Below are 4,261 nucleotides of genomic sequence, written 5' to 3'. Positions count from 1 at the left end.
TCCGCATAAGCATTCGAATCCTGAGCGAGGGGAAGGCGGCGGCGTCCGGCACCGGCAGCGCGCTCGACGCGGGCCCGTCGGCGCTGACCGTGACGTTCGGCTTCGGGCGCACGTTCTTCGACCGTACGGGCCTGGCCGCCCGGCGCCCCGCCGGGCTCGCCCCGCTGCCGCCGTTCTCCGCCGACGCTCTGGACGCGCGGCGCAGCGACGGCGACCTGTGGCTGCAGATCGGCGCGGACGACGCCCTCGTGGCGTTCGACGCGCTGCGCACGCTCCAGCGCCGGGCGGGCGACGCGGCGGTGCTGCGCTGGCAGATGAGCGGCTTCAACCGCACCCCCGGCGCCACCGACCGGCCCCGTACGGCACGCAACCTGATGGGGCAGGTCGACGGCACCAACAACCCCGGGCCCGACGACCCGGACTTCGACGGGCACGTCTTCGTGCCCGCCGATGGGGGTACCCCCGCCAATGAGGGCGTAGCCGGCGGGGGAAGCGGGCAGGAGTGGCTGGCGGGCGGCTCGTACGCCGTGTTCCGCCGGATCCGGATGCTGCTCGACACCTGGGACCACCTGTCGCGGGAGCGGCAGGAGCGGGTCATCGGCCGCCGCAGGTCGGACGGCGCCCCGCTGTCGGGCGGCGAGGAGACGACGCCGGTGGACCTGAACAAGCAGCTCGCGGACGGGTCGCTCGCCATCGCGGGGGACGCGCATGTGCGGGTGGCGGCGCCGGAGTCGAACGGCGGGGCGACGATGCTGCGCCGCTCGTTCTCGTACCACGACGGCTATCTCGACACCAGGGACGGACCGGTGCCCGATGCCGGGCTGCTGTTCGTCGCCTGGCAGGCGGATCCGCTGAAGGGGTTCGTGCCGGTGCAGCGCAAGCTGGACCGGGGCGACGGGCTGTCGCGCTTCCTGCGGCACGAGGCGAGCGGGCTGTTCGCGGTGCCGGGCGGGGCGCGGGAGGGCGAGTACGTGGGGCAGCGGCTGCTGGAGGGCTGAGCGGGCCCGTACGGGGGGGGCTCCGCCGCGTCGGGGGGCGGCGCGTGCTCCGTACGGCACTGGCGGCACGGGCGGCACGGGCGGCACGGGCGGTCCGTACGGCAGGCGCGTACGGGCGCGGCAGCGGGCCGGGCCATGATCGTCCGTTCCCCGGACCGGCACTCCGCGCCCCGCGCCCGTGGGTATCGTGGCCGTCTCGCCGAACGCCCACGAGGAGCCGCCTCCATGTCCGCCAGCCGCTTCACCTACCTCGGCCCCGAGGGCACCTTCACCGAGGCCGCACTGCGCACCCTCCCCGAGGCGGCGACACGCGAGCTGGTGCCGATGGTCTCGGTGCCGGCGGTGCTGGACTCGGTGCGCGGCGGGGCCGCCGCGGGTGCGCTGGTGCCGATCGAGAACTCCGTGGAGGGCGGCGTGACCGCCACACTCGACGAGCTGGCGCTCGGCGATCCGCTGATGATCTACCGCGAGGTGCTGCTGCCCATCGCGTTCGCCCTGCTGGTGCGGCCGGGGACGAAGCTGGCGGACATCAAGACCGTCACCGGGCACCCGGTGGCGCAGCCGCAGGTGCGGCGCTGGCTGGCCGGGCACCTGCCGGACGCGGTGTGGGAGTCGTCGGCGTCCAACGCGGACGGCGCGCGGCAGGTGCAGGAGGGGCGGGTGGACGGGGCGTTCGCGGGCGAGTTCGCGGCGGCGGTGTACGGGCTGGAGCCGCTGGTCTCCGACATCCACGACGCGGAGAACGCCGAGACCCGGTTCGTCCTCGTCGGCCGCCCGGCGCGGCCGGCGGCGCCGACGGGCGCGGACAAGACGTCGGTGGTGATCTGGCTCGGCGACGACCACCCGGGCGCGCTGATGGAGCTGCTCCAGGAGTACGCGGTGCGCGGCGTCAACATGCTGCGCATCGAGTCGCGGCCGACGGGCGAGGGCATCGGGCGGTACTGCTTCTCGGTGGACTGCGAGGGGCACATCACCGACCGCCGGGTGGGCGAGGCGCTGATGGGGCTGAAGCGGGTCTGCCCGCGGGTGCGGTTCCTCGGCTCGTACCCGCGCGCGGGGCTGTCGCCGGCGGACGTGGAGCCGCTGCGCCCGGAGACGTCGGACACGGCCTTCGCGGACGCGTCGGACTGGCTGACGCGGTGTCTGGACGGCCGCGCCTGACCTGGGGTCTGTGCACAGCTCGCGGAGTTATCCACAGGCTGTCGGGGTTGGCTGTGCATAACTCCGGTACCCGAACGGGCAATGTCGACAAATCTGTCTAGTGACTGATTTCCGGCGTCCAACTGCTCAGATGGTTACTCGTCACGGCAATTCCCTTGATCCACTCCAAGGCGGTAGGCAATTCCGCTCCAAAGGGTGTGTAGTCGGAGACGAAACGGGGAATTCCTGCGCCAGCACCGGCCGTACGGAACGATCTTCCCCGACTTCCACAGGCCCCCTCCCCTCCCTGTGGATAACTTTGAGGATCCGCGGCCACCTGTGGAAAAGGGTTCCCCAACTGCCGTACACGCCGCGGATGTACACCCTCCTTATGTCCTGATTGCACCATCCCGCACCTTTTCTCCGCACCGTGGGAAGCGGGGTTCGCGAAACCGGCTATTCGCCACAAAACGTCGAGAAATCCACAGGGGTGGAATTCGGCGGGGAACCGGTCGGCGCTCCCCGGTAACCTGGCTGCGTGATTGACCTTCGACTGCTCCGTGAGGACCCCGACCGAGTGCGCGCGTCGCAGCGCGCCCGTGGAGAAGACGTCGACCTCGTCGACGCGCTGCTCTCCGCCGACGAGCGGCGCAGGTCGTCCAGTACGCGCTTCGACGAGCTGCGGGCCGAGCAGAAGCAGCTCGGCAAGCTGATCCCGCGCGCGCAGGGCGAGGAGAAGCAGGAGCTGCTGCGGCGCACCGGCGAGCTGTCCGCCGCCGTCAAGGCCGCGGACGCCGCGCAGGACGAGGCCGCCGCCGAGACCCAGGCGCTGCTGCTGCGCCTGGCGAACGTGGTGCATCCCGACGTGCCCGTCGGCGGCGAGGACGACTTCGCGCTGCTGGAGACCGTCGGCACCCCGCGCGACTTCGGCGCCGAGGGCTTCGAGCCGCGCGACCACCTGGAGCTGGGCCGCATCCTCGGCGCCATCGACACCGAGCGCGCCGCGAAGGTCTCCGGCTCGCGGTTCTACTACCTGACGGGCGTCGGCGCCCTGCTGGAGCTGGCCCTGGTAAACGCGGCTATCGCCCAGGCCACCGCCGCCGGCTTCACGCCGATGCTCACGCCCGCGCTGGTCAAGCCGCGCGCCATGGAGGGCACGGGCTTCCTCGGCCAGGCCGCCGAGGACGTGTACTACCTGGAGCGCGACGACTTCTACCTCGTCGGCACCTCGGAGGTCACGCTCGCGGCGTACCACATGGACGAGATCATCGAGGCCGACCGGCTGCCCCTGCGCTACGCGGGGTTCTCGCCCTGCTTCCGCCGCGAGGCGGGCTCGCACGGCAAGGACACCCGCGGCATCATCCGGGTGCACCAGTTCGACAAGGTCGAGATGTTCTCGTACGTGGACCCGGCGGACGCCGAGGCGGAGCACGCCCGGCTGCTGGACTGGGAGAAGCAGTGGCTGTCCGCCCTGGGCCTGGCGTACCGGGTGATCGACGTGGCCTCGGGCGACCTGGGCGCGTCGGCCGCGCGGAAGTACGACTGCGAGGCGTGGATCCCGACGCAGGGCAAGTACCGGGAGCTGACGTCGACGTCGAACTGCGGCGAGTTCCAGGCGCGGCGGCTGTCGGTGCGGATGCGCGACGGGCAGGGCCAGAAGAAGGCGGCCCGCCCGCTGGCGACGCTGAACGGGACGCTGTGCGCGGTGCCGCGGACGATCGTGGCGATCCTGGAGACGCACCAGCAGGCGGACGGCTCGGTGGCGGTGCCGGAGGTGCTGCGGCCGTACCTGGGCGGGCGCGAGGTGCTGGAACCGGTCGCGAAATGAGCGGCGCCCTTCCGTACCGGCTCATCGCCACGGATCTCGACGGCACGCTGCTGCGCAGCGACGAGACGGTCTCGCCGCGCACGCGCGCGGCGATCGAGGCGGCGTGCGCGCGGGGCGCGGCGCACATCGTCGTCACCGGCCGCGCCGTGGCCTGGACCCGGCACATACTGGACGAGCTGGGCTACGAGGGCCTGGCCGTCTGCGGCCAGGGCGCGCAGGTGTACCACGCGGGCGAGCACCGGCTGCTGACCTCCGTGACGCTCGACCGGCGGCTCGCCGCCGACGCGGTGGCGAA

The 4,261-nt window shown here is 72.6% G+C and carries 4 protein-coding genes; all 4 read left to right on the top strand.

Features of this window, described 5'->3' with window-relative positions; all coding sequences use genetic code 11:
* Positions 1-998, top strand: a 998-nt coding sequence (locus H5J30_RS19695; RefSeq protein ID WP_181788730.1) for a Dyp-type peroxidase, incomplete at its 5' end; no start/stop codon positions are given.
* A gap of 225 nt (positions 999-1,223) precedes the next feature.
* Complete coding sequence (pheA, locus tag H5J30_RS19690; protein WP_181788729.1) at positions 1,224-2,159, top strand: prephenate dehydratase; 936 nt, start codon at positions 1,224-1,226, stop codon at positions 2,157-2,159.
* A gap of 517 nt (positions 2,160-2,676) precedes the next feature.
* Positions 2,677-3,966, top strand: a complete 1,290-nt coding sequence (gene serS / locus H5J30_RS19685) for a serine--tRNA ligase (protein ID WP_181788728.1) — start codon at positions 2,677-2,679, stop codon at positions 3,964-3,966.
* Positions 3,963-4,261 (top strand): HAD family hydrolase (locus tag H5J30_RS19680; RefSeq protein ID WP_181788727.1); only part of this gene is annotated, 299 nt, incomplete at its 3' end. The genes serS and H5J30_RS19680, both read left to right, overlap by 4 nt.

The sequence above is a fragment of the Streptomyces phytophilus genome, from assembly GCF_013870535.1.
GTDB lineage: Bacteria > Actinomycetota > Actinomycetes > Streptomycetales > Streptomycetaceae > Streptomyces > Streptomyces phytophilus.
The sequence above is the reverse complement of the archived record's forward strand: the minus strand, read 5'-3'. Positions and strand labels throughout refer to the sequence as shown.

Coding starts and splice junctions, on each gene's coding strand:
- pheA (WP_181788729.1), top strand. CDS start 1,224: ATGTCCGCCAGCCGCTTCACCTACCTCGGCCCCGAGGGCACCTTCACC.